Origin of the sequence: Haladaptatus litoreus, from assembly GCF_900156425.1 — an archaeon.
Lineage (GTDB): Archaea > Halobacteriota > Halobacteria > Halobacteriales > Haladaptataceae > Haladaptatus > Haladaptatus litoreus.
This window is the reverse complement of sequence record NZ_FTNO01000001.1, coordinates 1,018,459-1,042,851: the sequence shown is the minus strand read 5'-3', so window position 1 is coordinate 1,042,851 and position 24,393 is coordinate 1,018,459. Positions and strand designations below refer to the sequence as shown.

The following is a 24,393-nucleotide window of genomic DNA, read 5'->3' as shown; positions in this document are numbered from 1 at the left end:
CCTCTGAGTAATTGGAAGTCGGCGAATCAGCGAATCAGTTTCAGTATCGACAGCGTCTCGAAGGGGAACGATTCGTCGCGAAGCGCGACCGCACTGAATCCGTTTTCGCTCGCACGGGAGACGACTTCCTCGACGCCGGATAAACTGCTCACCAAGAGGTACACTCGACCGTCGGGCGCGAGGACGCGTCCGACGGAATCCAAGAACGGGTCGATGACTTCCCTGCCGGATTCGCCGCCGGAAAGCGCGCGTTCCATCCAATCGTCGCGCTCCTCGTCCGGGTCGGTCGGCAGATACGGCGGGTTGAACAGGACGGCGTCGAAAACCGCATCTCGAAACGGCGAAACGAGGTCGGCGCGAACCGCCTCGACCCCACGCTCGCGCGCGTTCGAACACGCGTGAGGATTCACGTCCGACCCGAGGACGCGGGCGTTCGTCTCGTTCTTGACGAACTCAGAAACGTACCCCGACCCGGTTCCAACTTCCAGTACGAGGTCGGATTCGTCGATGTCTCCCGCCGCAACCTCCGCGAGCAGATGGGAGTCTTCCGCCGGTTGGTACACGTTCGTTTCCATACCGCGTCTTTCTGCGAGGTCAGTCATCCGTGATTTCCTCCGTCGGTTCCGTCGCCACTTGTTGTATCGTCCTTGTACTCGTCACCGAACCGTCGCCCGGTTTCTTCTCCGCCGTCCGCCGTCGGCCCGAGTTCGCGCTGTTGCTTGCTCGCGACCTGAAAGCCACCGGTTTCCTTCCTGCCGGAGAGTTCGCGCTGTGGATACGGGATTTTGATTCCGTCGCCGTCGTAGGCATCTTTCACTGCGCCGATAACCCTCGTTCGCGCGCGCCACTTGCGGCGCGCGCTCGGTTTATCTATCCAGAATCGCAGTCCGAGGACGATTGCCGAGTCGCCGAACTCCTTCGTGACAACTTGCGGCGACGGAACCGTCAGCGCGTCCTCCACGTCGTCCATCGCCTCCTCGGCCAGTTCTGCGGCCCGGTCTACGTCCGCTTCGTAGTCGATGCCGACATCCACCTCCAATCGGAGGCGGCCTTTCCGACTGCGATTCGTGATGGTGCTCCCGCCGACCACTTCGTTTGGAATCATCACGAACTCGCCGTCGAACGTCTGGATTCGCGTGTTGACGATGGAGATGTCCGTTACGATGCCTTCGTTCTCCTCGATTTCCACCCAGTCGCCGATTTCGAACGGCCGGGAGAACATCAGCATGAATCCCGCCAACAGCGACCCGAGCGTCTGTCGGGCCGCCATACCGACCACGATACCGAGGAATCCGGCACCGACCAGCAGGCCGGTGAGGTCGACGTTCCAAAATCCGAGCACCGCGGCAAAACCGACGACGTATATCGACACTTGCGCGACGCGAACCATCACCTGCGTCTGGTGGCGTGAGAAGGTGTCGCGCTGGTCTGTCATGCGCTCGATTGCTTGCTTCGAGATGCCAGCGGCGACATAGGCAATGGCGAGTGTTACGACGGTTAACGTGACCTTGACGCCAGTCCAGTTATTTATCAAATCCGTCAGCCATTCCTCCCAATCCGCGGGGAAGATGAGTGCCGTGTTAACCACCTCCCAGAGAAACAACATCGTCACTCCAGCAAGTATGAGAAATACGGTAACTGAACCAATGACGATGACGTTCGCTAATGCATCCGGCATCTGCTCCTGCAACCGCGGATGTCCTCGCCACGCGAGAACGAGTACCGCAACTATGGAGAGCGCAACAAAGACGGTTATCAGTATCCGTATGTCGATGATTGCTAGGTCACCTATCTGCCGATACAGATTCTGCGCCATCAACCACCACCCCGACCGTACTCGTCTGCGACCCGCGCCATCGCCGCGAACTGTGCGGGCGTGACGTTCCCGGCGCGCTTCCGAAGAATATCCTCGGGCAGCACGTCCGGGTCGGGGTCTTCCAGTGCGTCCACGACTGCATCACCGTCGTCCAATCCGGAGATGTGCACCGTGTTGCGAATCGCGTTTCGAATAGTCTTCCGGCGTTGGGTGAAGACGGCTTTCACGAAGTCGAGGAAGAACTCCTCGTCATCGACTTCGTAATCGGGATTTCGCGGCGTCGTCCGCACGATTGCACTCGACACCTCCGGCGCGGGCGAAAACGCCTCACGCGGGACTATTTCTACGACTTCGACGTCGGCGTAATGCTGTGCGGTTACGGAGAGTCGTCCGTAGTCGTCGGTTCCCGCCTCACCCGCCATGCGCTCCGCGAACTCCTGTTGGAACATGAGGAGCATCGGTTTCCCCAGCGGAAGCAGTCGGAACGTGATTTCGCTGGAGATTCCATAGGGGAGATTGGCGACACAGGCTGTAAAATCCGGCAGTTCGACGTTCAAGGCATCGCCTTCCACGACCGTCAACCGTCCATCTTCGCAGTCGTCGGCGAACTCCCGGCGGAGAAAGTCGGCGAACTTCGGGTCGCGTTCGACGACCGTCACGCGGTCTGCGACCACCAGCAGACGGTCTGTCAGCACGCCCGGTCCGCCACCGATTTCGAGAACGTGCGAGAAATCCATCTCCGTTCCGTACTCCGGTATTCGGTCAACGACTCGGTCGTCAACGAGGAAATGTTGGTCACGGTTCGGGTCGGCCCGGACGCCTGCCCGTCGAATCAAGGCGTCGGGGTTCCTCGTGCCGTGTTCCTCGCGTGGCGAACGTCCCATTGTCTTTGGCCTACCGGTGCGAGTGGCGTAAACCCACCGAGTTGCAGTGAGAACCGGCCGCCATTCTTACTATAGTAACCAGTGAACTGTTGAAACGAACGAAAACCCAACCATGACCCGACGGAGTCCGATGTCACCGAAATACAGTTCGTGGAGTATCGACCACAAAAAACCTGAAAACGCCGAATACGTGGGCGTCAGGAACGAGGGGAAACCCGTCTTCTACGATAAAGAAAACAATTCGACGTTCGAGGGAGAACCACATCCTGAAAACGAGCGAATCACGCCAGTCGAGGGGTCGGAGGAGTCGCTGGGTGCGGAAGAGACGATTGGACAGGCTATCGACCGTCTCGGCGAGAAAACGGGATGGGACGCGCTTTCGGAATTCGCACAGAAACATCTCGAAAGCGACGAAACGGAGTCGAACTGACCGTCGGAAAACGAGGGGACGGCGGGATTAGTCGCGCCGTGCGAACGTCCGATATTTCAGGTCGTCCTCCCGAATCTCTTCGAGGATTCGCTCGACCAGCACGCCCTCGGGGTCATGGAGACCAGAAACCCGGTCTTCGAGGTCGTCGAAGCTCTCAAACGGTTTTCGCTTTCGTGCTTCCAGCACGTTGTTCCGCAGTTTCTTCCCGATTCCCGGAAGCAGGTTCAACTGGTGGAGACGGAGGGTAATCGGTTGCGCGTCGTTGTAGAAGTCCACGAACCGCTCTTCGTCTCGTTCGATGATGTCCACGACGGCGTGTTCGAGTTCCGACTGGGAAGCCGAGGTGAGGTCGTCGTACTCGATTTCGCGCAGTTTTTGAATGTGTTCGCGGGCTTCCGGCGGTTCGACGGGGATGCTGTCGCCGATGCCGACGCTCTCTTCTTTTTCGAGCGTGAGTTCGAGGAGGCGAAAGTCCGATTCGCTCAGCGCATATGCGACAGGCTCTTTCTGGTACTGGGGTCGGTCGTCTTCCGCCCGTCCGTGGGGGAGAAAGTCGAGCACCACAGCCATTGCTTCGCGGCCACTCTCGGATTCACTCATTGCAGTACAGTACGGCGACGAGTAACTTAAAGAATCGGTGAAGTCACTCGTACTTCGCGACGACGTTCAGAATCTCGTCCAACTCGTCGCCCGAAAGCGCGAACCGCTGTTGTGCGTAAATCGCTCGCAGCTCGTCGCGGTCTTTCGGCAGGAGGTCGGCGATTTTGAACGCTGTCGGTTCGTCTACCTTTTCGAGTTCGAGCAGTTCGTCCACGAGTTCGTGGGACTCTTCGGCGTCCAACGCCGCAAAGCGGTTGACGTGCTCGATGGCCCGCGAGAGATTGTACGGCATTTCGCGGGTTTCGTCCAGCGCTCGGTCTTGCTCGATTTCGGCGAGCAGTTCCTTGGCTTCCGCCGTGGTGAGATAATCCTCGTGGAGCTTTTCCTTGAAAATCGTCATACGTTATTCCTGTGCGCGGAGGTGTGCTGGCTTCGTGATGAGCGTCTTCTCTTTTTTGCCATCAACGATGCTGACTTTGTAGGCTTTGCCCTGTTTGCCAGTGACTTCGCCCGTGCGCCCGTTGAATCGTGGGTGGAAGCGACCTTTTCGCACGCTCGGGTCGATTCTGAGGTGGACTTTCTGTCCGACCTCGTACTCCTGCACTGCGCGCTGTGGCGGCGAGGTGCCGCGTTTTCGGGGGTCGTTCGAGAGCTTGTTACGCGTACTGTGGTTGGGTCCGTGCGAACTCGGCATAGTCGTATGACGCTCTTGTTCGGTGACCGTTATAAAACGTCCGTTCCACGACGACGAGAACGAAGGTGGGGAGCGGTTTATCGTGTACTATTCGATTGTTTTGATGTTTCGGTGGTGTATCGACAGTCACTAGCTGTTGTCTCCCCGAAGGAGTCGCTAGATGGCGTATTTTGGAGAGAGGCGCTAGGTAATCACGACTCCACCGAAACCGCCACCGCAACCGCAGGCCACGTCCTCCCCAACCGATTGCGTTTCTCGGTCGCTTCGCTCCCTGTGATACTCATCCCTCGCGCGACTTCGACACGAGTCTTCGGAGGTAAAGTCCTCGGACTCGTCTCAGCGCGGGCCATCGTGGTTGGATGGGATTTCTAGATTGACGCAATTACTCCGGCGCGTGCGTCGGCAGGTTTGCGGGCAAATCGCCCGCAGACCTGTTGACTATCATGCGAGGGATGACTGAGGAACTTAGTAATGAAGGAATCGGCTGGGGAAGCGTGTGGTTGTCGCGGTGCGGTGGCGGTCATGTGTTGTCGTGACTTGCTACCGACAAGCTACCATAGTTAAATTGCATACTATTGGGTTCGTCGTTCTAGTGGTTTCATTGGAGTCGGTAACTGCTCACACCACTCTGAAAAACACGTTGTCACCGAACAATTCACAAAAACAGACCAGTACACGATAGAGGCAATTCCGACGCAGAAGGGGAAGAATAACTTGTCCGCACTGCGTCCCCTCGCGCATGACCGACGAAGACGATTACCAGTTCGAAACGCGCTCCATCCACGCGGGACAGGAACCCGACGAGGAAACGGGCGCGCTGATGACGCCGATTCACGCCAACTCGACCTACGTGCAGGATGCGCCCGGCGACCACCGCGGTTACGAATACTCGCGCACGGGCAACCCGACGCGCACCGACTTGGAAGACAACCTCGCCAGTTTGGAAGGCGGCGAGTTCGGCCGCGCCTTCTCCAGCGGAATGGGTTCCATCAACACCGTCCTGAACCTGCTCTCCTCGGGCGACCACGTCATCGCCAGCGAAGACGTGTACGGCGGCACCCACCGAATCTTCACGCAGGTGTACGCCGACTACGACATCGAATTTTCCTTCGTGGACATGACCAACGTGGACGAAGTGTCCGACGCAGTCCGTGACGACACGGAACTGCTGTGGGTCGAAACGCCGACGAACCCGCTGCTCAACGTCGTGGACATCGCCGCGATGGTCTATATTGCAGAGGATGCCGACGCGCTCTGCGCTGTGGACAACACCTTCGCCACGCCGTATCTTCAGCGCCCGCTCGAACTCGGCGCGGACATCGTTTCTCACTCCTTGACAAAGTACCTCGGCGGCCACTCCGACGTGGTCGGCGGCGCGCTCATTACGAACGACGAGAAACTGGACGAGCAGATCGGCTTCTACCAGAACAGCGTCGGCGCGACCCCCGGCCCGCACGACTGTTTCCTCGTCCTCCGCGGAACCAAAACGCTCGGCGTCCGGATGGACAGACATTGCGACAACGCCCGCGACATCGCGGGCTGGTTGGACGACCACGAAGCCGTCGAAACTGTGTACTACCCCGGCCTCGAATCCCACCCGAATCACGAACTCGCGGCGGAGCAGATGGACGACTTCGGCGGGATGGTCAGTTTCGAACTCGACGCCTCGCTGGAAGAGGCTGCGGAAGTCGTGGCCGAGACGGAGGTTTTCACCCTCGCCGAAAGCCTCGGCGGCGTCGAGAGCCTCATTGAGCAACCCGCGACGATGACCCACGCCGCGATTCCGAAGGAGGAGCGACTGGCCGCCGGACTGTCGGATGGCCTCATCCGCGCCAGCGTCGGTATCGAGCACGCTGACGACCTGAAGGCCGACCTTCAGCAGGCGTTCGATTCGGTGCTGAACTGAAGAGGGAAAATCAGCCGAATCTTTCAGGCGGGTGGCCCTCGTCACCTGTCGCATGGAACTCGACCAGCACGTCTACTCGTTCCCGCTCACGTTCGACCGCGGCGACCGCGAGACGACGATTCACCCGTCGGGCGTCGAAACCGAAAGCGGACTCATTCTCCTCGATGCAGGCTTTCCGGGCCAAATAAACGATCTGAAATCGGCACTGGCGGAACACGGATTCGAACTGGACGACGTTGAAATCCTGATTTTGACTCACCAAGACGGCGACCACGTCGGTTGCGCGGGGGAACTCGTCTCCCGAACTGACGCGACTGTCGTGGCACATCCCGGGGACGCGCCCGTCATCGAGGGCGACGAAGCCCCCATCAAATCCTCCGGCGACCGCTACCCGCCGGTTTCGGTGGACGTACAGATAGTCGAAAACGTCGTCTTCCGAACCGAGGCAGGTCCACTGCGAGTCGTTGAAACCCCGGGGCACACGCCCGGCCACGTTTCGCTCGTGCTACCCGAGGCCGACCTGCTCCTCGCTGGCGATGCGACGGTTGCCGACGAGGACGGCCTCGCGGGGCCGAACGAGCGGTTCACGCCCGAAATGGACGAAGCAATCGACTCACTCGGCAAACTCGCCGAGTTGGACCCGAACCGAACGCTCTGCTATCACGGTGGATTCGTCGAAAGTTCGGACGTTCGAGCGACGTACGAGTCGCTCGCGGAGTAAAACGACAAAACCGAAAAGTCGGGCGGTCGGAGGACCGGATAACCGGATTTCCGGTTTATATCCGACCGACGTTCTGCACTTCGACGCTCTCGACTTCTTCGACGGATGCGAAGCGTTCTTCGACGGCTTCCGTACCGCCCGCATCGTCAGGGACGATGACGGTCGGCAGGAGCGCGACCAGACCGAACGCGACGTTGTCGCGTTCGAAGCCGTTGATCTTCGCTCCCTCCGGAAGCGAGTCCTCCAGTTTCTCTTGGAGGTCGTCGAGGTCGATTTCGGGGCTTTGCGGCATAACCTTTATTTTGGCTGCTACTTTTCCCATAATTTACGGTCCGAGGAACCCACAGTCGGGGCACTCGTAGAGGTTGCTCTGTTTGCGGCACTTTGCACAGCGGTAGATGGTCTGCCCGCAGTCGGGGCACTTGAACGACGCGGCGTTCGTGCCGGAGATGTTAATCCCGCACGAGACGCATTTCCGCGCCTGCTTTTGCGTCTGACTCATACCCCCACGTTCCGCCGCGCGGCTTTTAACGCTTCCCTTCTTGATTCGAAAACCGCGTTTCGGAATGCGCCTTAGAATGCGCCCGTCTCGACGGACGTCTCTGCGTGGAGGCTGTCTTTCAGCGCGTCGTGAACCTTACAGAGTTCGAACGCGCGGTCGATGACGTTCTGAGCCGTTTCGTCGTCTGTTTCGGTTTCCCATTTGATGTCGAACGAGACGGCGTTGAGTTTGTCGTCGTCGTTCAGTTCGCCGTCTACCGTGATTTCGATTTTACCGAGGTCGCCAGCGTCGCGCTGTTCGCCGCCGACGCGGAGGGCCGGGACGTAGCACGAGCCGTAGGCCGCGAGCAGTGTTTCGAGCGTGTCGGGTGCGTCCTCGCCCGTCGCGTCGATGGTGAGCGAAAAGTCGCGGACATCGTTCTCTGCGCTGTATCCTGCTTCCGACGTGGTAGTGACTTCTGGCATTGCAATTTGCACGTCTGTCGCAACACTCCTAAGGTTTGTTCTTCCGGCCTTGTTTGTTGCGACGAAACTCGTATTTTGTAATGCGTGTTGCTTTGGACTGCTGTCTGTCCTTTGGAGAAGGCTTCCGAGCGAGGGAAATTTCTCGGAACCAAATCACGACAACACATGACCGCCACGCACCGCGACAGCCACATGCCTCCCCAACCGACTCCCTCAACTCGCTGGCGCTCGTTTCGGTCATCCACCATCAGAGCTTGCCTCTGATGAGCCATTCGCTCGCACGGAAAGAGACGCGCTCTTTCCTGCTCTTGTTCGCTCCTCCGTCGCTCACGAAGACCTCGCGCGACTTCGCCTCGCCAGCACGCGCCACGTGGCTCGGTTCGTCAGCTGAAAGGGTGCGCCAGCGCGTTCGCACGAGGAGTGAGTAAAGCGAACTCCGAGTGCAACTTCCGCGCTGGCGGGGAGGAATAGGGGGAACTGCGGTGGCGGTTCTGTGTCGTCGGGAATTGTTCCAGAATAGAAATTCGTCCCCTTCGAATGCGGTTATTCACCCGTTACCATCTCTATCACAACAAAAGAAGTTCCCGCGAATCGAATCCTCAGTACGAGCTTTCTTCGGTGAGGTCGAAGGACTCCTCGCCCTCCAACACTCGAACGTCGGCATCACAGCCCACCGCATCGACTTCCTTCGCGAAGTCCTCGGGGTCTTGTTCGATTGGTGGGAACGTGTCGTAGTGCATCGGGAAGGCGAAATCGGCGTCCAACCAGTCCACCGCGATGGCGGCCTGCGCAGGCCCCATCGTGAAGTGGTCGCCAATCGGGAGCGCAACCGCGTCGGGTTCGAGGAACGGGCCGATGACTTCGCGCATCTCGACCATCAGCGAGGTGTCTCCTGCGTGATAGAACGTTTCGCTCTCCTCGTCCGAAACCTGTGTGGGTTTCGTATCCGAGATGACGAATCCGGCGGGCATTCCCCCGGTAGCACCGTAGCTCGTGTCGATGCCGTTGGTGTGGTCTGCGCGAACCATCGTGACGAAGGCGTCGCCGCATTCGACCGTTCCGCCAATGTTCATCCCCATGCCGCCGACGGCGTTGTACTCGCCGAACTCGTCGTTACAGTAGCCGACGAGTTCCGGGGTTGCGACAAGTGTCGTTCCTTCGTAGCGGTCTACGTCGCCGATGTGGTCCGCGTGCCCGTGCGTGAGAAGGAGGTAGTCCGGGTCGAGTTCCTCCGGGTCGGTGTCAGTTTTCGGATTGTCGAAGAACGGGTCGATGAGGAGGTCAGTGTCGCCGACTGTTACGTGCCACGTCGAGTGTCCATACCAAGTGAGTTCCATAGTGCGAATTTGGGTAGGGCGTAATTCGTCTTAAAAGATGTTGGCGATATATGGAGCGTTACCGGAGTCCGAACGATTTAGGCCCACGGATTCGACAATCGACATATGAAACGAGTCCGATTCCGCGACCCAGCAGGCTCAACTCGAAGCGGCGAATGGACCAACGGAGAAATCCACTTCGCAAACGACAGCTACGACCCGGACGAGGTCGAAATTCTCGCACCGACCGACCCCTCGAAAATCGTCTGCGTCGGCCTGAACTACGCTGACCACGCGGCGGAGCGAAACAAAGACCTTCCAGACCGACCGCTTCTGTTCCTCAAACCGCCGAACGCGGTGGCGTCCCACGGCGACACCATCACGCTCCCAACCGGAAAAGAGCGAATCGACCACGAGGCGGAACTCGGCATCGTCATCGAAGAGCAGTGTCGCAACGTCGCGGAGGAAGACGCGATGGACGTAATTGCGGGGTTCACCTGCGCGGACGACATTTCCAACCGCGACGACCAAGACAAGGAGCAAAACTGGGTGCGGGGGAAGGCGTTCGACAACTCCTGTCCACTCGGCCCGGTGATGGCGACACCCGACGAGGTTCCCGAAGATGCGGCAGTCAGACTGCGCGTAAACGGCGAACTCAGACAGGAGTCCTCCCGCGACCAGTTCATTTTCTCCGTGCCGGAACTCATCGCGGAAATCACGACTTACCTCACGCTGGAACCCGGCGACGTGGTTATTACCGGCACGCCCGCCGGTGTCGCGCCGCTTTCCGACGGCGACACTGTTGAAGTCGAAATCGAAGGCATCGGAACGCTTTCCCACGACGTTCGGATTTCCTGAAAACAAAAAACGGCTATTCTGCGATTACAGCGAGTCCCACGCCTTGAACGCGCGGTTCCACGAGGTGATGTCCGCAATCCAGCGCGCGGCGATGACCTTCTTCAGCATTTCTGCCGGAACCGAACTGAACGTGCTAATTGGGAAGTCCATCCCACCAGCTTTGACGCCGTGTGCGACGGCATCGTCACCGATGGAGATGACGGTACCTTTGTCGTTGAACGTCCACGTCTTGAGCGGCTGGCCGCGGATTTCGCGCGCGATGTTCTCGCCGACGACCTCGGCGGCCTGCCACGCGGCCTGAGCGGTCGGTGGTGCAGGGTTCTCGCCTTGGTCGATGATGGCGCTGTCACCGATGGCGAACACGCGGTCGTCGCTGGTCTGGAAGTTGGCCTCCGCCGTGACGCGGTTGTGTTGGTTGTCGAGGTTGCAGTTGTCCAGTGCTTTTCGCCCTGTGACACCGCCAGTCCAGACGAACACGTCGTAGTCGAGTGGTTCGCCTTCGTCGAACTGGATTTCTTCCTCGGTGGCTTCCGTAATCGGGTCGTCCGTGAGGATGTTGATGTCCTTTTCGAGGAGGTGTTTTTTCACCGTGCCCTGAAGCTCTGGGTCTTGCCCGGGCATGATTTCGTCCATCGCCTCCACGAGGTAGATGTCGATTGGCGCGCGGTGTTTGTCGCGGTACTCCGCAATTTCGCCCGCGCTCTGGATGCCGGACAGTCCGGCCCCACCGATAACGACTTTTGCGGGGTCGTTGCGGGACGCGGTTTTCGCGGCCTCTTTGACTTGGTCGTGGATTTCGAGCGCGTCGTCAAGCCCTTTCAGCGTGAGCGCGTTCTCGGCCATGCCGGGGATGCCGTAGAATGCGGTGTCGCTGCCGAGCGCGACGAGCAGGTAATCGTAGTCGAGGTCGTTTCCTTCTTCGAGTTCGACGGTGCGCTCGTCGGTGTCGATGCCTTCGACCGTATCCTGCACGAATCGGGTGCTCGGCGACTTGATTTCGTGAATCGGGAGCGTGATTTTGTCCTTCACTCGTGGGTCGCGGATGACCCTGTGGGATTCGTGGAGGACGAGATGGTAATCAGTGTCCGACACCCACGTGATGTCGGCGTCATCGAGTTCTGCTTCGAGTTGCTGTATCGCTCCGGCACCAGCGTAGCCAGCACCGAGAACGACAACCTTCGCAGTCATACCCGAATCTCTGGAGTCATGCGATACAAAGGTGTTGAAACCCAAATCTGAATGCGAGATATTCTCACACTCGGGGTGTTCCTCATTCGTTGGCTGTAAGCTTTAAAAGCAATCGCACTCAACGTTCCAGCACTATGGATAAACAGGATTTGCGAAAGCAAGCACACGATTTGGACGTAACCGTCTGGGTTGGAAAGAGCGGCCTCGGTGCCGTCACCGAGGAACTGGAAAATCAGCTGAAAAACGAAGACCTCGTGAAGGTGAAGTTCCTCCGCGCGGCCCGCGGCGATTCTTCGACCGACGAACTCGCCGAGGAACTGGCTGACGAGGTGAGCGCCGAACTTATCGAAACACGCGGAAATACAGCGGTGTACCACTGATGCAACAGGAGAGTGGAAATCAAGGTGCGAACACAGCAATCGAGGAGTTGCTGGTTGACGCTGGACTCGGTGTCGATATTGCCGGGCCTTTCTCCCAGGCGCTCGTGTTCATCGTCGCGTTCGTCGTCATCTACGTCCTCGGCCGAATTTTCGTCGTTCCGCTCATCAAGCGACTCCTCGACAGTCGCGGCTACGACGAGAACGTCAAGAAACCGCTGACGAAAGCAACGCAGTTAATCGTCCTGTTTGCGGCCGTCGGGATGGCGTTTGCCTTCGCGGGATACGGAAACATCCTCACTGCACTGGCAACCGTCGCCGCCGCCGCGACGTTGGCAATCGGTTTCGCGCTACAGGACATCCTGGCCAACTTCGTCGCTGGCGTGTTCATCTTCACGGACAAACCGTTCAAAATCGGCGACTGGATCGAATGGGATGACGGGACGTACTCGGGCATCGTCGAGGACATTGACCTTCGCGTGACGCGCGTGCGAACCTTCGACAACGAACTCCTAACCGTACCAAACGCCGTCTTAACCGACGACGTCATCAAAAACCCCGTCGCCAAGGACGAACTCCGGATTCAGTTCCTCTTCGGTATCGGCTACGACGACGACATCCACCAAGCCACGGACATCATCGTCGAAGAGGCCGAAAACCATCCGGAAATTCTGGACACTCCCGAACCGTCGGTTCGGCTCACGGAATTGGGCGACTCCGCAGTCGGACTGAAATCCCGATTCTGGATTGCCGACCCGAAACGCGGTGACTTCGTGAAGACGCGCGGCGAGTACGTCACCGCCGTCAAGGAGCGATTCGACGCGGCAGGCATCGACATGCCGTATCCGCACCGTCAGCTCACTGGCGGCGTCGAAGTCGCCAACCCTGCGGAGTTAGAGACGCTAAGCGGCGACTAAGCGACGCCGGAGAATCAGACCCCCACCTTTTATTTCAATATTCGCGAAAGAGTTTTGAAGAGGTCTGGGCTGTATTTTTACCGTATGAAGAAAAGTAGACGTGCCTTCCTTTCCGCCCTCGGCACTGCCTCGGTCGGAGGGACTGTCGCGCTCGCTGGTTGCGCTGGCGACGGCCCGCAGGACGCGAAAGCTGACTCGACGGGAACTGCCAGCACGACACAAGAGGGGAGAGAGACGACTTCCCAGAGCGATAGCAAGCCGGAACAGACCGTCACGACTTCGACAATCCGCGCTGGAACCGAACAGGAAACGACGCTGTACGAAATCCAATCCGAGAAATCCGGCCCGACAGCCTTCGTCATCGGTGGCATGCACGGTAACGAAGAGAGCGGTTACTGGGCGGCCCGCGACGTTCGGGAGTGGGAAATCGACGCCGGAACGCTCGTCGTCCTTCCGGAAGCGAACACGCAGGCAGTCGAACAAGAGCGTCGAGAGTGGCCTGGTGAGATGGATTTGAATCGGCAGTTTCCAATCAGTGAACCACCGAAGAACGCCCTCGCGCAAGAAATCTGGGACACAATTAGCCAGCACAATCCGGACGTACTGATGGATCTCCACAGTTCGAAGGGAATTTTGGAGCGCGAAAACGACGACGGTGTCGGCCAGAACGTCTTCCGGTCGAGTCACGAAAAGATAGTTCAGAGCAACCAGATCGCCATCGAACTGCTGAACGAGAAGTACGTCACCGGCTACGACCCGATTTACGACTTCGTCCACACGTTCGCAGACGAGACGGAGTACGCCACAGCGCCGATGCTGATGAACAAGACGCGATTGGACGGGAACATTCCGTCGTGTCTGTTCGAAGTCACGCAGGACGACGTGGAACCCGAAAAACGCGCGCGATGGACGAAGGTGTTCGTGTCCAGCATGCTCGATACGTGGGGGATTCGAGCGTTCAAAATGGACGACTAAGCGGGTTTTTTTGATTCTGCGCTGACTAGTGTTTCGACTCAAGAGTGGAATACGATATGAATGCGGACGGCCGGAGTTGCCCGGCGTTCCGGGCCGGGGAGTCCCGGTTGCCTCCTCCACCCCGCGATCCTACGAGCGACAGATGTCCGATGGTCCGCTGCTCACTTCCGTGCCTGACGGATTGCCACCGACTAACTGCGACGAGACACCCCTGCGAGTGTTCGACGCAGACCGCTGGCCCCGCAGGACGAGGCTTCTGCGTTGGCTTCCGGGGCCCGACCCGGTCTGACCGGACGAGTCCGGAGTTCGGTTCCCGCTCAAGACCACAGCGCGGGCAAGGAGCAGGGCCTAACTGCTCAACCTAGTCCACTTCCAACTACTCCTCTCCGCCTTAAGGGCCTTTCGGGTTCCACGCCGCATCCCGATTCCAGTCCACATTTCGTCTTCATCCGACAGTTGCGATGGCGATGATGTTAGAGACGACGACCAGCAGTCCGATGATGAGATACACCAAACTTCCGAGTCGAAACGTCTGTCGCGAGTACTGCGTCCATCCCGACAGCACGACCAGCAGAAGGACGGTGATTGCTTTGATAAAAACCAAGCCAAGCAGTCCCATCTCCCTCAACAGATGCGCGACGAAGGGATTGCCTTCTTCCAACCCGAGTTGGAGTCCCACTCCGGTCGTCACGACGTCGCCGAGCATCACGCCGAGAACCGCGACTAACAGGGGAACGGAGACGTGCGACCACAGGTGAGGGTCGTCGGGTGACACACCCCATCTCCGCCGTCACGACACTTTGTTATAGGGTGACTGTCGAGGAGTAACAACTCGCTGTGCGACGAAAAGGGACGACTACAGCACGTCTCGGGCGTACCAACCCGCACTTATCGGGACGGCGAACGTGACTAGTGCAAAGCCCCAGCGATGCATCGACAGCGAGTCCATCCGCGCCGCTTCCACGAGCGTATCCGTCGGGGTTACGACTGCCCACCAGAGCGTAATGACGGCCATGAACGCACCGAGGGCGAGGGTAACGCCAGCGACGGTTGCGGGGTCGCTTCGGTTTTGCAGGCCGGAACCGAACGCGATGATTGCCACGAGTGCGAAGAGTGTATCGAGGAGGTGGACGGGAACCGGAATCGTTCCGTAGTACGCCCCGACCACCGTCGCCGGTGCGAGGAAGTACGGCAGCGAGAGGAGCAAAAGCACTGCTAAACACGACGCGATTCCGACTTTCGGCGCGAGTCGCTTGCTCATGTCCGAAGCCACTCACCGAACTGAGTTAAACGCCGCGTTTGAGTCGGAAAAATCACATTACTTCGGAACGAACGACCGAACATGGGACTCGGAAACACGGCCAAGAAGATTCAGAAAGTAGCAGACACCGCGGAAAAACTGTACGCCAAACTCAACGAACTGCGTGAGCAGGTGCTCGCCATCCGCGATTCGTTGGAGGACACGGACGAGCGCGTCCAGAAACTCGAAGTCGAGAACGCGGAACAGAAAGCCCTCATCGAGGCGCTGGCCCGCGAACAGGGTATCGACGTCGAGTCGGTGCTGGAGGACGTGGAAACACCGGAGAATGTCGAAGAAGACGTTGCGGGTGACGAGGCTGGCGGGCAAACCGAAGACGGCACGAAAGACGAATCCCCGCAAGCGAGCACATAACGAGGATTCGTGCGAGTACGCACATTCCAACAACCCGGACGAACGACCACATAACAACGACTAACAGTCCGGCCTTCCTTTTCACGCGCATGACGACACATCGGGAACCGCTCGATTCGGTGCTGGACACCGTCGGGCAAACGCCGCTCGTCCGCGTGCAGGACGCACCCGACGAGGTGCCAGTGTACGCGAAGTTGGAGTCGTTCAACCCCGGCGCGAGCGTCAAAGACCGCATCGGGAAGTACATGCTCAAACGGATGCTCGAAGACGGCGAACTCGTCCCCGGCGGGACGGTCATTGAACCGACCGCCGGAAACACCGGAATCGGCTTCGCAGTCGCCGCAGGGCAACTCGACGTGAACGCCGTCTTCGTCGTTCCGGAGCGTTTCAGTGTCGAGAAACAGCAACTCATGGCCGCACTCGGCGCGGAAGTAATCAACACGCCGACCGAGGACGGGATGGGGGGCGCAATCGACCGCGCCCACCAACTCGCAGAGGAGACGGAAAACGCGGTGGTTCCACAGCAGTTCGGCAATCCGCTGAACGTCGAAGCTCACTACGAGACGACCGGGCCGGAAATCTACGACGCGCTGGACGGTGAAGTCGGTGCAGTCGTCGCTGGCTGTGGCACTGCGGGAACCTTGATGGGAATGGCGAAATACGCCCGCGAGCAGAACCCCGATACCTACGTCGCTGCCGTCGAACCCGAGGGGTCGCTCTATTCGACGACAAAAGGAGCGGATGTGGACGAAGAGGAGTACAAAATCGAAGGTATCGGCACCCACAATCCGGCGACGAACGAACTGTTCGAACCCGACCTCGTGGACGAAATCGTGCAGGTGCCTGACGAAACCGCCCACGACGAACTGAAACGACTCGCGCGCAAAGAAGGTCATCTGGTCGCCTCCAGCGCGGGCGCGGCAAGTGTCGTGGCTCGACAAGTTGCGGAGAAAATCGAGAGCGGGGAAATCGACGCCCCCTACGATTCGGTCGTCACCGTCTTTCCTGACTCCAGCGAGCGGTACCTCTCGAAGGGAATCTACCGTTCGTTCGCGGAGTGGGACGGATAAACGAATTCTCTTCCGTCCTCCGAAGTAGTAACAGGTGGCGTATGAAATCGAAGACGTAGTCCGCGCACTCCGTTCTCATATATAGTAAAATTACAAAAATACTAATCGGCATCCGTCCGTATTCTTTACGCCAGACCAATCTGCTCTCGGTCGGCGGCGTTCGACAAGCGCGGAAAACCGGACAGACGAACCATGTCACACACCAACAAAAACAGTGCTATCGATGAGAGCGAATCGGTGTACCGAGAATACATATTAGGCGTCAGAATCGTCGCGGTACGATTTCCGGGCGAGAACGAGCCGCAGTATCGGTTCGAGGCACCGGAACATATCGAAATTCACTTCGAAAACCCGGAGCTGGCGGAGCTGTACGCCGATATTTACTTCGACGTAAACGGGTTCGAAGAGGCTGGCACGGGTGAACGCGGCGTCCCACCGGAAATAATTCAGGCAGGCCGGGATACGCTGGCCGCGTACTTCCTCACCCAACCATACTCGGACATCAACTGGGTTGCGTCGTTTTACGGAAAGAAACCGACGGAAATCGAACGATACGTCGCTTCGGTTCGAAAACGGGCCCAAGAGATACGTGATGGAGCAGAGGAGATGGGAATGGATTGACATCCTCCGCCTCCTTACGGGTGCATATTGTCTCTCCAGACTATCGTATTTTTAGATAATCCTCTGCCAAGGCGTGCGGGGGGTTCTGCTGTATGCCAAATAATATAGAGTTCTGACAGATTGCTATCCGATTTCATATATTTTGCCGGAATATAGGTCGACTAAATCCACCTTTCCTGCGTCAATGCGGTGATTTCACGCCACAAAAAGTAGTGTCTCGATAGTGCGCAGAGGCATTTAAAATTTTAGATAATATAAGATAAAACGATATATAGTTATCATGGATATTGAGATTGCGGTATATATCAAATATATCTATTATAAATTTACATATGACCGAAACGTATCTACCTAACTGCATGGTCGAGTTCACCAGACGCAAACTGATGGCAACATCCGTGGCCGCCACGTTGGGCGCGAGCGTTTCCTCGAACGTTACCGGAATCGAGAGTACAGAACCTCCAGAAGACGACGACACGCCTCACGCACCCTACGTGAAGGGCGGTCTCAAACGATTTTCATCGACGGCGTTCGGTGCGGAAGTCACCGGACCGTTCGTGTTCAAGGACGGAACTCCGCTCTACAGCCTCCAGCACCCGAGTCGGGACAACCCCGCACCGTACAACAAATCCGGAATCGGCTATTTCAGCGGTTTCCAGTTCTCGATGGGCGGGAGCAACGACGATTTCGACGAGCTATCGACGCCCCAGACGAACGAAGAACAGGGGACGATTCGGAGTGCGGACGGGGAGTACGTGTTCCTCGCGCAGGAAGAAGACCGCATCAACGGCGGTACCGAGCGTCTCGGTGTCGTTCAAACGCCCGACGGGTGGGACATCACCCGAGACGTCTTCGCCGGAACCCAGTACGGAGACGCCGCCTACAATCCGGACTGTAACGAGTTCGTCGCCACGAACGACGAGGGAACCGAAGGGTACCTGTTCACTAACTGGGAAAACAGCCCCGGAAACATCTCCCGCATTCCAATCAGTCAGGACGCCGACGGCGAGTGGAGTGCCGACTTAGAGTCCGCCATCAACCTCGCCAACACGGAACCTCTGCGCGAACTCGGTGGCACGCGAATCAACTGCTACGGTGACCTCTCCCCGTGGAACACGATGATTTCATCCGAGGAGAACTACGCACACCCTCGCGTTTCGCTCACCGCGACGGTTGGTGACATCGTCGAGCAGGGAACCGGGAAAAACCTCGTCGGAGCCAGCCAATTCTGGAATCGACCGAATCCGAACGGAATTCAGGAGGCTATCGACGGCTACTACGGTGACGAATCGTGGGCCGTGCAGGGATACTGGGCGCTGACGGGACTCGAATTCCTCGCGTACTATCTCGGCGCGGAACAGATTGACCAAACTTCGAGTCCGGTTGACCAATCCGCGGAAGACGAGTCCAACACGACCGAACCAATCGGCGACACCTACCCGAATCCGTACCGCTATGGCTACCACGTCGATGTCCGCGAACCGACCGCGGAAACGCCACAACCGGTCAAATACTACGTCATGGGTCGGGCCGCGTGGGAGGCACCGGACGTGCAGAGCGACTTGAAAACGGTGTACGGCTGCTCCGACGGCGACAGCAAGGGCATCTACAAGTTCGTCGCCGACGAGCCGATTCCGGACTTCTGTGACCCAATGGACACCGCCGGAACGCTGTACGCCCCGAAGGTGACCAACGAAGAAGCCGCGAAGAAGAACCCACCAGCTGATGTCGACCTCGAATTCGAGTGGATAGAACTGGGCCACGCCACCAACCGCGAAGCCGAGGAGTGGATTGCCGAGTACGACGACATCACGCAGGTGGACTACCTCGAAACGCACGCAGAAACCGACTGGCAGGAAGACCTCGACGCGGCAATCGAAGAGGCCGACAAGGAAATCGTGGAGAACGGAAACCAGAACTACATCACGAACGAGGAAATCCTCGCGTGGGCAGAACAGTTCGAACGCGACGGGCCGGACGGCGTGGACGACGAACTCCGCAAGGTTCCGTTTCTCGAAACCCGCGCCGCCGCCAAGGAAATCGGTGCGACCATCGAGTTCAACAAGGCCGAAGGAGTGGACAGCGTTGCAGGGGCGCAACCCGGCGACTACGTCTACTTCGCAATTTCGGAACTCAACGACGCCATGGCCGACACGCTGGGCGATGTTCGACTCGACCGCGTGGACGGCGGCGTCGTCTACCGCGCCGAACTCGAAGACGACTACAACGTCTCGACCCTCGAACCCGTCATCGTCGGCCCGGACGCGAGCGACCCCGCCGACGTGGCGGACGACGCGCTCATCAACATCGACAACGTCTACGTGATGGACGACGGTCGCGTCCTCTGCTGTGAGGATGCCGACAAGTTCGGCCGGTCGTACAGCAACGACTGTCTGTACGTGTACGACCCGGAAACGGACGACGACCGTGGCCACGGAAACGACGACGGCGACGACGAAGATAATCCCGGCAAGGGAGACGGAAATTCGGGGAAAGGAAACGGTAATCCCGGCAAGGGAGACGACTCTGGGAAGGGCAAGGCGAACAGTTAAGCGTCCCCCACGAATCCCTTCGTTCCACGCTTTTCAAGAAATAGCTCGTTGCGCGTGGATTATTGTGAATCCGTCTCCGGCGGGTCTGCGGCCCGAGCGGCGGCGAGTTGTTTCAGCACCTCTTCTTCGGACAGTTCCGTATCCACATGCGGGTCGGCCGTCGCCTCGAACGGTTCCGCGCCGCCGAGCGCGGTCGCTCGTTCGACTGCACGCCTGAATCGAGCAGAAAACGTCTCTTCCAATCGGTCAGCCGCCAGTTCGGGAGAAACCCACTCGTAATCGTCGTGTTCGTGGTTCAGGTCGATTTCCGTGTCGTCCGTTTCACACCGATAGACGAGCGTTACGAGTGGATTTCCGGTTTCGCCGTCGAGCCATCCGCCATACATCGCCTCGACCGGCGGCCCGACCACGGCGTCGATGTCGAGTTCTTCGCGGAGTTCGCGGCGGAGTCCACCGACGAGGGTTTCGCCGAACTCGAACTTCCCTGCCGGTGGTTTCCAATGGTCACCGACTTTCGTCACCAGCACGTCTCCGTCCGGGCCGAAGAGAATCGCTTATTTGGGTGATTTTACCGACGTAGAGATTCGAACGTTCTGACATATTGTATTGGTACTTTTAGTTGATTGACTTCAATCTGTCCATTGTCCGAAAATTTCCGTTAGCGGTTGGTGTAGCCGGAATACCGCGGTCGCTGTGTCAGTGCTACAGAAGAAACGTGTCGAGGAATCTCTTTTCTCAAGGGATGGTAGTGGTGAGAGGCAACCCGTTCCCAAATCACAGTAGGAAAACGTCCATTTCTGGGCCGAAATGGCGGATTTTTCGAAAGATGGGACAGAACAACAAAGCTATCACAGATGGTTCTTCTCCCCCATGTCGGCAGAGAATACGCAGGGGTCGGCACGCGACCGAACCCCTGTTCGAGAACACTGGGCGTCACGGGCGGGGTTCATCGCCGCGGCAATAGGAAGTGCGGTCGGCCTCGGGAACATCTGGCGGTTTCCGTACGAAGCGGCGAGTCACGGTGGTTCTGCGTTTCTCGTCGTTGACTTCATCGCCATCCTCCTCATCGGGCTTCCAGCCATGCTTGCGGAGTTCACAATCGGACGACGGTCGCATCGAAACGTCGTTGATGCATTTGGCTCCGGTGGTCGGATATGGAAACTGGCTGGCGTTCTCGCGGCCGTCTCCGCGTTTTGGGTCGTGTCGTATTACAGCGTCGTCGGTGGGTGGGTTATTCGGTACTTAGTAGAGAGTTCGAGCGGCGCATACTTCGCTAATCCCGCCGCCCACTTCAGCGGTGCCGCCGCAGGTCTGGATGCACTCTTCTTTACCGCCGTCTTCATGCTCATCACAATCGGTATCGTCGCGTTCGGAATCGAACGCGGTATCGAACTGGCAACCAAACTGATGGTTCCCGCTATCGTCGTCCTGATGGTCTGTCTTGCGGTCTACGCCGCAACGCTCCGGGGCGCGGGTGCTGGGTACGAGTACTTCCTCGAACCCGATTTTGATTACATCTTCTCGAACTTCGAAACCCTCATCCCCGCCGCAGTCGGCGAAGTGTTGTTTACGCTGTCGCTTGGCTCGGGCATTATGATTACCTATGCGTCGTACGTGGAAGACTCGGAAAGCCTCCTCGCCGATGGATTGGCCGTCGTCATCGTGAACACGTTCGTTGGCTACCTCGCGGGCCTCATCGTCTTTCCCTTGCTTTTCGCGCAGGGTGTCCAACCCGGCGATGCCGGTGCTGGTGCCATCTTCGTCAGCATCGCAAACGCGTTTCGGACGCTCCCGGCCGGGGAGCTACTCGGAATCGTGTTCTACCTCGTCGTCCTCATCGCGGCTGTTTCTTCGGCGATAAGTCTACTCGAAATTCCGACCGCGTACTTCGTCGATAATTTCCCCATTCCACGGCCGATGATTGCCGCTGGCGTCGGGTTCGCTGCGTTCCTTCTGGGTGTTCCATCCGCGCTGAACACGGGCACGCTGGAGCTGTTCGATTCGATTGCGAGTGAGGTTCTACTTCCCACCGGAATCTTTCTCGTTACTGTGTTCGTGGGTTGGGTGTACGGCCGCGAAGCGATGGCCGAACTCGGTGAAGGGCTTCACGAGCGATTCCTGCCCCGATACTGGCTGTGGCACGTTCGTATTGTCGTGCTCGCCGCAGTCGGAATGACGCTGCTAATCAGCCTCGCCTCGTTCGCCAACATCAACGTCGTCCAGTGGATATTCTAACCACAGGCGGCTTTTCAAGCGGTATTCTTTGCTTGCGAATTTCGTCTACTCCACCAATCGCTGATGCTCGACTTTCATACAGTGGTCTTGCACGACCCGTTTTCCGGCGTCTTCCGCTCGCTTCGCGGCCTCGTCGTCTCGAATCCCTAACTGCGTCCACACCACGCCTGCGTCATCGCGTTCGATGGCGTTGTCCACGATGTCGCTCACTTCCTCGCTCGGGCGGAACACGTCCACGATGTCGATTTCCTCGTCTACATCGGTGAGCGAATCGTAGACAGTTCGGCCGAAAATCTCGTCTGCAAAGGGGTTGACCGGGATGACGTCGTAGCCGTGTTCACGGAGGTATTTCGGAATCTCGTGGGCGTCCTTGCCGGGCGTCGAGGAACAACCGACGACGGCCACGGTGTCGAGTTCGAGGATGTCACGAAGTTCGTCGTCGCTTTCGATTGGCATGGAGGTACCGACGCCACGAACGTGGAAAAGGATTTGGCCCCGTGACCAGTGTTGGCCGATGATTTCCGTTGTAGCGCCGGAGACTCCGGCGCTACAACGGTTGCCAGCCAGCGGTTTTGCCGACGCCTTTCATCCTGAGTTCGGATTCGTTCCCATCGGCCTCTCGAACTTCGATTTCGCCGTCGAACAGCTGCCGGAGCGTACTCATCGTCTGGTTGTCGTGGGCCGTCGAATCGATGATGAACAACCCGAAGGCTTCCGCGCTCTGGACGCACCCGGTGAAAACGTGCAGGAATCGGAAGACTGTCTGGAGATTCGAATACATGAGAAGCGTCGAAAGCGAGTCGAACGCGATTCAGTTCGCACGCACGCCCGAATCGTAAAATCGCTGCAGGAACTCTGACAGTTTGATACCGATACCAGTCATATCGACCGGCGAGGACGCGAACTCGACGCTATCGACACGACGCACGGACATCCCCTGTTGCTTCGAGACGCAATCGACGATGCCGACGGGTGACGACGGGGTTTCGAGGCGCGATTCGTACTCCTCGAGCGCGTGTTCGCCGCTGTCCTTCGTCGTCACGATAATCGCGCCGTCGCCATGGTTACCACCGTATGCAAGGGTGTCGAGCGCGAGATTCCTCTTGCCAGTCATCGGTGAACCCGAAATGAGCAGGTTCGTCCCCGGGTCGATTTCCAACTCCGAGAACTTATTGCCTAACGTATACATCGTGGTACCTCACACCAGTGTAGCGGACAGAAACGGACACAGATAGCGTATCCCTTTTCTCCCCCTGCCTCATCTGGGATTAATATATTGGAGTCCACTTATATTCTTTTTGATTGCTGGTTGAGCGGTTCGATCAGTTACTCACGCTAACACGGCGACTCGGCCGACGACGAACGCGATTGCGGCGAGAAACATTCCGTACTTCAGATGGTTTTGTCCCGCCGTCGGGTTACCGACGCTCTCGTACACTGCATAGAGCATGAGGGCGTCCGCCGGGAGGACAACCGCGAGATACGGAAGGCCGAACGTTCCCCACACATACGGGAGCGGACTCGCCAGAACGGCGAGTCCGAGGAAAACGGCTCCAACGAGGATTGCAGGTCGCGCACCGATGGCCAGCGGAAGCGTGTTCAACCCCTCTTCGCGGTCGCCCGCCATATCCTCTACGTCTTTGATAACCTCGCGTGTGAACGTCGAAAGCCCTGCCAGCAAGAAGAGAATGAACGCGGCGCGAACTCCCGCATCAGCCCCGAGTGAAACTGCAGTGTTTCCTGCATCAACGGCGACTGCGACGCTCCCGAAGAGGAACGTGCTCCCGCCGAGATACGCCACGACCGCGTTGCCGACTCCCGGCAGTCCCTTGAATAGTTTCGTGTAGGCGACGAGCGCAAGGAGGTTTATGGCCGCAATTGCGATTGCGAGCAGCGGAAGTACGAGTGCCGAAACGACTGCACCTGCAAACAGTAGTCCACTGAATAGCAGGGCACCGCGCGGTGAGACTGCACCGCGCGGAATCGGTCGCTCCGGCGCGTTGATGCGGTCTATCTTCCGGTCGAAGTAGTCGTTAATCGCGTTTCCTGCACCGGTCGCTAACCACGTCGCCAGCACCGCTCCGGCGACCTGTACCGGCTTTGCGTCGGTGACAACGCCGCCCGCGACGAACGCGCCAATAAACGTCAGCACTCCCGCCGCGAACGTGTTCCCCGGGCGCGTGAGTTCGAACAGTCCTTTTGCACGCCCGTCAGTAGCCATACGGCGTCGTACTCGGCCCACCCGGTATAAATGGAGCGGATGCGACTTTCCCCGATTCGAAACCACGACGTTTAAAAGGTACCACGCAAAAGATGTGAGTACAGGGCGCTTAGCTCAGTCTGGACAGAGTGCTTGGCTTCGGACCAAGCTGCCACGGGTTCAAATCCTGTAGCGCCCATCTTTCTGCGACGAACGAAGGTGAGGAGCGAAAGATGTAGCGCCCACTTGCTTCCGCAAACAAACTCATGAGCGGAAGCAATGTAGCTCGTGGAGGGATTTTGATTAAATCAGACGCAGTTCGGGAGCGAAGCGACCGAAACCGTCTGGACGTAGTCGAATTCTGGTACCGCTGTCTGTTTTTAATTGCAGACACA

At 58.3% G+C, this 24,393-nt stretch carries 29 protein-coding genes, 1 tRNA gene, 1 other RNA gene and 1 pseudogene; 13 read left to right on the top strand and 19 right to left on the bottom strand.

Annotation, left to right across the window (positions count from 1 at the left end; translation table 11 throughout):
- Positions 1-26: 26 nt before the first annotated feature.
- The 3 genes from BW974_RS05465 to BW974_RS05455 are packed head-to-tail and all read right to left on the bottom strand — an operon-like array spanning position 27 to position 2,700.
- Complete coding sequence (locus BW974_RS05465) at positions 27-602, bottom strand: HemK2/MTQ2 family protein methyltransferase (protein WP_076428723.1); 576 nt, start codon at positions 600-602, stop codon at positions 27-29.
- Positions 599-1,816, bottom strand: a complete 1,218-nt coding sequence (locus BW974_RS05460; protein WP_076428721.1) for a mechanosensitive ion channel family protein — start codon at positions 1,814-1,816, stop codon at positions 599-601. The genes BW974_RS05465 and BW974_RS05460 overlap by 4 nt, the downstream gene beginning before the upstream one ends.
- Positions 1,816-2,700 carry a 16S ribosomal RNA methyltransferase A gene (locus BW974_RS05455; RefSeq protein ID WP_076428719.1) on the bottom strand — a complete coding sequence of 295 codons (885 nt, stop codon included), beginning with the start codon at positions 2,698-2,700 and terminating at the stop codon, positions 1,816-1,818. Before BW974_RS05455 ends, BW974_RS05460 begins: the two co-directional genes overlap by 1 nt.
- 130 nt (positions 2,701-2,830) lie before the next feature.
- Here BW974_RS05455 and BW974_RS05450 point away from each other — a divergent pair, with 130 nt between their 5' ends.
- Positions 2,831-3,130 (top strand): hypothetical protein, encoded by a 300-nt coding sequence (locus BW974_RS05450; RefSeq protein ID WP_139328821.1) that lies wholly within the window; start codon positions 2,831-2,833, stop codon positions 3,128-3,130.
- Positions 3,131-3,157: 27 nt separating this feature from the next.
- Here the strand turns inward: BW974_RS05450 and BW974_RS05445 are convergent, their stop codons facing one another.
- Genes BW974_RS05445 through BW974_RS05435 form a run of 3 tightly spaced genes read right to left on the bottom strand, consistent with a single transcriptional unit; the run spans position 3,158 to position 4,424 of the window.
- A complete protein-coding gene (locus tag BW974_RS05445) occupies positions 3,158-3,730 on the bottom strand; it encodes a DUF655 domain-containing protein (RefSeq protein ID WP_076428715.1) in 573 nt (190 codons plus the stop codon).
- A gap of 43 nt (positions 3,731-3,773) precedes the next feature.
- Positions 3,774-4,130, bottom strand: a complete 357-nt coding sequence (locus tag BW974_RS05440) for an RNA polymerase Rpb4 family protein (RefSeq protein WP_049970881.1) — start codon at positions 4,128-4,130, stop codon at positions 3,774-3,776.
- A gap of 3 nt (positions 4,131-4,133) precedes the next feature.
- Entirely contained in the window at positions 4,134-4,424 is a 291-nt protein-coding gene (locus BW974_RS05435; RefSeq protein WP_076428713.1) for a 50S ribosomal protein L21e, read from the bottom strand.
- 739 nt (positions 4,425-5,163) lie between these two features.
- Here BW974_RS05435 and BW974_RS05430 point away from each other — a divergent pair.
- Positions 5,164-6,330: a cystathionine gamma-synthase gene (locus tag BW974_RS05430; RefSeq protein ID WP_076428711.1), complete on the top strand. Its 1,167-nt coding sequence runs from the start codon at positions 5,164-5,166 to the stop codon at positions 6,328-6,330.
- Between the two features lie 52 nt (positions 6,331-6,382).
- A complete protein-coding gene (locus tag BW974_RS05425) occupies positions 6,383-7,051 on the top strand; it encodes an MBL fold metallo-hydrolase (protein ID WP_076428709.1) in 669 nt (222 codons plus the stop codon).
- A 55-nt stretch (positions 7,052-7,106) separates the two neighbouring features.
- Here the strand turns inward: BW974_RS05425 and BW974_RS05420 are convergent, their stop codons facing one another.
- The 5 genes from BW974_RS05420 to BW974_RS05405 all read right to left on the bottom strand — a co-directional run bounded on the left by BW974_RS05420 (position 7,107) and on the right by BW974_RS05405 (position 9,354).
- Positions 7,107-7,373 carry an elongation factor 1-beta gene (locus BW974_RS05420; RefSeq protein WP_049970885.1) on the bottom strand — a complete coding sequence of 89 codons (267 nt, stop codon included), beginning with the start codon at positions 7,371-7,373 and terminating at the stop codon, positions 7,107-7,109.
- 3 nt (positions 7,374-7,376) lie between these two features.
- Entirely contained in the window at positions 7,377-7,553 is a 177-nt protein-coding gene (locus BW974_RS05415; protein ID WP_007978781.1) for an HVO_2753 family zinc finger protein, read from the bottom strand.
- Positions 7,554-7,624: 71 nt separating this feature from the next.
- A complete protein-coding gene (locus tag BW974_RS05410; RefSeq protein ID WP_076428707.1) occupies positions 7,625-8,017 on the bottom strand; it encodes an OsmC family protein in 393 nt (130 codons plus the stop codon).
- Between the two features lie 247 nt (positions 8,018-8,264).
- Positions 8,265-8,432, bottom strand: coding sequence for a hypothetical protein (locus BW974_RS25420; RefSeq protein ID WP_175609628.1), 168 nt, complete (start codon positions 8,430-8,432; stop codon positions 8,265-8,267).
- A gap of 184 nt (positions 8,433-8,616) precedes the next feature.
- Entirely contained in the window at positions 8,617-9,354 is a 738-nt protein-coding gene (locus BW974_RS05405) for a metal-dependent hydrolase (RefSeq protein WP_076428705.1), read from the bottom strand.
- A gap of 105 nt (positions 9,355-9,459) precedes the next feature.
- Between BW974_RS05405 and BW974_RS05400 the strand changes: the two genes are divergently transcribed.
- Entirely contained in the window at positions 9,460-10,191 is a 732-nt protein-coding gene (locus tag BW974_RS05400; protein ID WP_076428703.1) for a fumarylacetoacetate hydrolase family protein, read from the top strand.
- Between the two features lie 24 nt (positions 10,192-10,215).
- Here the strand turns inward: BW974_RS05400 and BW974_RS05395 are convergent, their stop codons facing one another.
- Entirely contained in the window at positions 10,216-11,379 is a 1,164-nt protein-coding gene (locus BW974_RS05395; RefSeq protein ID WP_076428701.1) for an NAD(P)/FAD-dependent oxidoreductase, read from the bottom strand.
- A gap of 134 nt (positions 11,380-11,513) precedes the next feature.
- Between BW974_RS05395 and BW974_RS05390 the strand changes: the two genes are divergently transcribed.
- From BW974_RS05390 to BW974_RS05380, 3 genes are all read left to right on the top strand, one after another.
- A complete protein-coding gene (locus BW974_RS05390; protein WP_076428699.1) occupies positions 11,514-11,759 on the top strand; it encodes a YhbY family RNA-binding protein in 246 nt (81 codons plus the stop codon).
- Entirely contained in the window at positions 11,759-12,673 is a 915-nt protein-coding gene (locus BW974_RS05385) for a mechanosensitive ion channel family protein (protein ID WP_076428697.1), read from the top strand. Before BW974_RS05390 ends, BW974_RS05385 begins: the two co-directional genes overlap by 1 nt.
- A gap of 84 nt (positions 12,674-12,757) precedes the next feature.
- Positions 12,758-13,648, top strand: coding sequence for a succinylglutamate desuccinylase/aspartoacylase family protein (locus BW974_RS05380; RefSeq protein WP_076428695.1), 891 nt, complete (start codon positions 12,758-12,760; stop codon positions 13,646-13,648).
- Between the two features lie 60 nt (positions 13,649-13,708).
- On the opposite strand, the gene ffs is transcribed toward BW974_RS05380, so the two are convergent.
- From ffs to BW974_RS05365, 3 genes are all read right to left on the bottom strand, one after another.
- Positions 13,709-14,020, bottom strand: an RNA gene (gene ffs / locus BW974_RS05375) — signal recognition particle sRNA.
- A gap of 73 nt (positions 14,021-14,093) precedes the next feature.
- Positions 14,094-14,423: a DUF5658 family protein gene (locus tag BW974_RS05370; protein WP_245799907.1), complete on the bottom strand. Its 330-nt coding sequence runs from the start codon at positions 14,421-14,423 to the stop codon at positions 14,094-14,096.
- 81 nt (positions 14,424-14,504) lie between these two features.
- Positions 14,505-14,909, bottom strand: a complete 405-nt coding sequence (locus BW974_RS05365) for a DUF7548 family protein (RefSeq protein WP_076428693.1) — start codon at positions 14,907-14,909, stop codon at positions 14,505-14,507.
- Positions 14,910-14,990: 81 nt separating this feature from the next.
- On the opposite strand from BW974_RS05365, the gene BW974_RS05360 reads away from it, so the two are divergent.
- The 4 genes from BW974_RS05360 (at position 14,991) to BW974_RS05345 (ending at position 19,563) form a co-directional block, all read left to right on the top strand.
- Positions 14,991-15,320 carry a DUF5798 family protein gene (locus BW974_RS05360; RefSeq protein ID WP_076428692.1) on the top strand — a complete coding sequence of 110 codons (330 nt, stop codon included), beginning with the start codon at positions 14,991-14,993 and terminating at the stop codon, positions 15,318-15,320.
- Between the two features lie 89 nt (positions 15,321-15,409).
- Positions 15,410-16,390 (top strand): PLP-dependent cysteine synthase family protein, encoded by a 981-nt coding sequence (locus BW974_RS05355; protein WP_076428690.1) that lies wholly within the window; start codon positions 15,410-15,412, stop codon positions 16,388-16,390.
- 192 nt (positions 16,391-16,582) lie between these two features.
- Positions 16,583-17,011: a hypothetical protein gene (locus BW974_RS05350; RefSeq protein ID WP_076428688.1), complete on the top strand. Its 429-nt coding sequence runs from the start codon at positions 16,583-16,585 to the stop codon at positions 17,009-17,011.
- Between the two features lie 359 nt (positions 17,012-17,370).
- Entirely contained in the window at positions 17,371-19,563 is a 2,193-nt protein-coding gene (locus BW974_RS05345) for an alkaline phosphatase PhoX (protein ID WP_076428686.1), read from the top strand.
- 59 nt (positions 19,564-19,622) lie between these two features.
- On the opposite strand, the gene BW974_RS05340 is transcribed toward BW974_RS05345, so the two are convergent.
- Complete coding sequence (locus BW974_RS05340) at positions 19,623-20,084, bottom strand: NUDIX domain-containing protein (protein ID WP_245799906.1); 462 nt, start codon at positions 20,082-20,084, stop codon at positions 19,623-19,625.
- Between the two features lie 349 nt (positions 20,085-20,433).
- On the opposite strand from BW974_RS05340, the gene BW974_RS05335 reads away from it, so the two are divergent.
- Complete coding sequence (locus BW974_RS05335) at positions 20,434-21,798, top strand: sodium-dependent transporter (RefSeq protein ID WP_076428684.1); 1,365 nt, start codon at positions 20,434-20,436, stop codon at positions 21,796-21,798.
- Positions 21,799-21,843: 45 nt separating this feature from the next.
- Here BW974_RS05335 and BW974_RS05330 read toward each other — a convergent pair whose 3' ends face one another.
- The 3 genes and pseudogenes from BW974_RS05330 to BW974_RS05320 form a co-directional block, all read right to left on the bottom strand.
- Positions 21,844-22,254, bottom strand: a complete 411-nt coding sequence (locus BW974_RS05330; RefSeq protein ID WP_076428682.1) for a CoA-binding protein — start codon at positions 22,252-22,254, stop codon at positions 21,844-21,846.
- Between the two features lie 91 nt (positions 22,255-22,345).
- Positions 22,346-22,987: pseudogene (locus BW974_RS27125) on the bottom strand (RAD55 family ATPase).
- 141 nt (positions 22,988-23,128) lie between these two features.
- Positions 23,129-24,019, bottom strand: a complete 891-nt coding sequence (locus tag BW974_RS05320) for a geranylgeranylglycerol-phosphate geranylgeranyltransferase (RefSeq protein ID WP_076428680.1) — start codon at positions 24,017-24,019, stop codon at positions 23,129-23,131.
- A 103-nt stretch (positions 24,020-24,122) separates the two neighbouring features.
- On the opposite strand from BW974_RS05320, the gene BW974_RS05315 reads away from it, so the two are divergent.
- A tRNA-Arg gene (locus BW974_RS05315) sits at positions 24,123-24,197 on the top strand.
- Positions 24,198-24,393 lie beyond the last annotated feature (196 nt).

Coding starts and splice junctions, on each gene's coding strand:
- BW974_RS05465 (WP_076428723.1), bottom strand. CDS start 602: ATGACTGACCTCGCAGAAAGACGCGGTATGGAAACGAACGTGTACCAA.
- BW974_RS05460 (WP_076428721.1), bottom strand. CDS start 1,816: ATGGCGCAGAATCTGTATCGGCAGATAGGTGACCTAGCAATCATCGAC.
- BW974_RS05455 (WP_076428719.1), bottom strand. CDS start 2,700: ATGGGACGTTCGCCACGCGAGGAACACGGCACGAGGAACCCCGACGCC.
- BW974_RS05450 (WP_139328821.1), top strand. CDS start 2,831: ATGTCACCGAAATACAGTTCGTGGAGTATCGACCACAAAAAACCTGAA.
- BW974_RS05445 (WP_076428715.1), bottom strand. CDS start 3,730: ATGAGTGAATCCGAGAGTGGCCGCGAAGCAATGGCTGTGGTGCTCGAC.
- BW974_RS05440 (WP_049970881.1), bottom strand. CDS start 4,130: ATGACGATTTTCAAGGAAAAGCTCCACGAGGATTATCTCACCACGGCG.
- BW974_RS05435 (WP_076428713.1), bottom strand. CDS start 4,424: ATGCCGAGTTCGCACGGACCCAACCACAGTACGCGTAACAAGCTCTCG.
- BW974_RS05430 (WP_076428711.1), top strand. CDS start 5,164: ATGACCGACGAAGACGATTACCAGTTCGAAACGCGCTCCATCCACGCG.
- BW974_RS05425 (WP_076428709.1), top strand. CDS start 6,383: ATGGAACTCGACCAGCACGTCTACTCGTTCCCGCTCACGTTCGACCGC.
- BW974_RS05420 (WP_049970885.1), bottom strand. CDS start 7,373: ATGGGAAAAGTAGCAGCCAAAATAAAGGTTATGCCGCAAAGCCCCGAA.
- BW974_RS05415 (WP_007978781.1), bottom strand. CDS start 7,553: ATGAGTCAGACGCAAAAGCAGGCGCGGAAATGCGTCTCGTGCGGGATT.
- BW974_RS05410 (WP_076428707.1), bottom strand. CDS start 8,017: ATGCCAGAAGTCACTACCACGTCGGAAGCAGGATACAGCGCAGAGAAC.
- BW974_RS05405 (WP_076428705.1), bottom strand. CDS start 9,354: ATGGAACTCACTTGGTATGGACACTCGACGTGGCACGTAACAGTCGGC.
- BW974_RS05400 (WP_076428703.1), top strand. CDS start 9,460: ATGAAACGAGTCCGATTCCGCGACCCAGCAGGCTCAACTCGAAGCGGC.
- BW974_RS05395 (WP_076428701.1), bottom strand. CDS start 11,379: ATGACTGCGAAGGTTGTCGTTCTCGGTGCTGGCTACGCTGGTGCCGGA.
- BW974_RS05390 (WP_076428699.1), top strand. CDS start 11,514: ATGGATAAACAGGATTTGCGAAAGCAAGCACACGATTTGGACGTAACC.
- BW974_RS05385 (WP_076428697.1), top strand. CDS start 11,759: ATGCAACAGGAGAGTGGAAATCAAGGTGCGAACACAGCAATCGAGGAG.
- BW974_RS05380 (WP_076428695.1), top strand. CDS start 12,758: ATGAAGAAAAGTAGACGTGCCTTCCTTTCCGCCCTCGGCACTGCCTCG.
- BW974_RS05365 (WP_076428693.1), bottom strand. CDS start 14,909: ATGAGCAAGCGACTCGCGCCGAAAGTCGGAATCGCGTCGTGTTTAGCA.
- BW974_RS05360 (WP_076428692.1), top strand. CDS start 14,991: ATGGGACTCGGAAACACGGCCAAGAAGATTCAGAAAGTAGCAGACACC.
- BW974_RS05355 (WP_076428690.1), top strand. CDS start 15,410: ATGACGACACATCGGGAACCGCTCGATTCGGTGCTGGACACCGTCGGG.
- BW974_RS05350 (WP_076428688.1), top strand. CDS start 16,583: ATGTCACACACCAACAAAAACAGTGCTATCGATGAGAGCGAATCGGTG.
- BW974_RS05345 (WP_076428686.1), top strand. CDS start 17,371: ATGGTCGAGTTCACCAGACGCAAACTGATGGCAACATCCGTGGCCGCC.
- BW974_RS05335 (WP_076428684.1), top strand. CDS start 20,434: ATGTCGGCAGAGAATACGCAGGGGTCGGCACGCGACCGAACCCCTGTT.
- BW974_RS05330 (WP_076428682.1), bottom strand. CDS start 22,254: ATGCCAATCGAAAGCGACGACGAACTTCGTGACATCCTCGAACTCGAC.
- BW974_RS05320 (WP_076428680.1), bottom strand. CDS start 24,019: ATGGCTACTGACGGGCGTGCAAAAGGACTGTTCGAACTCACGCGCCCG.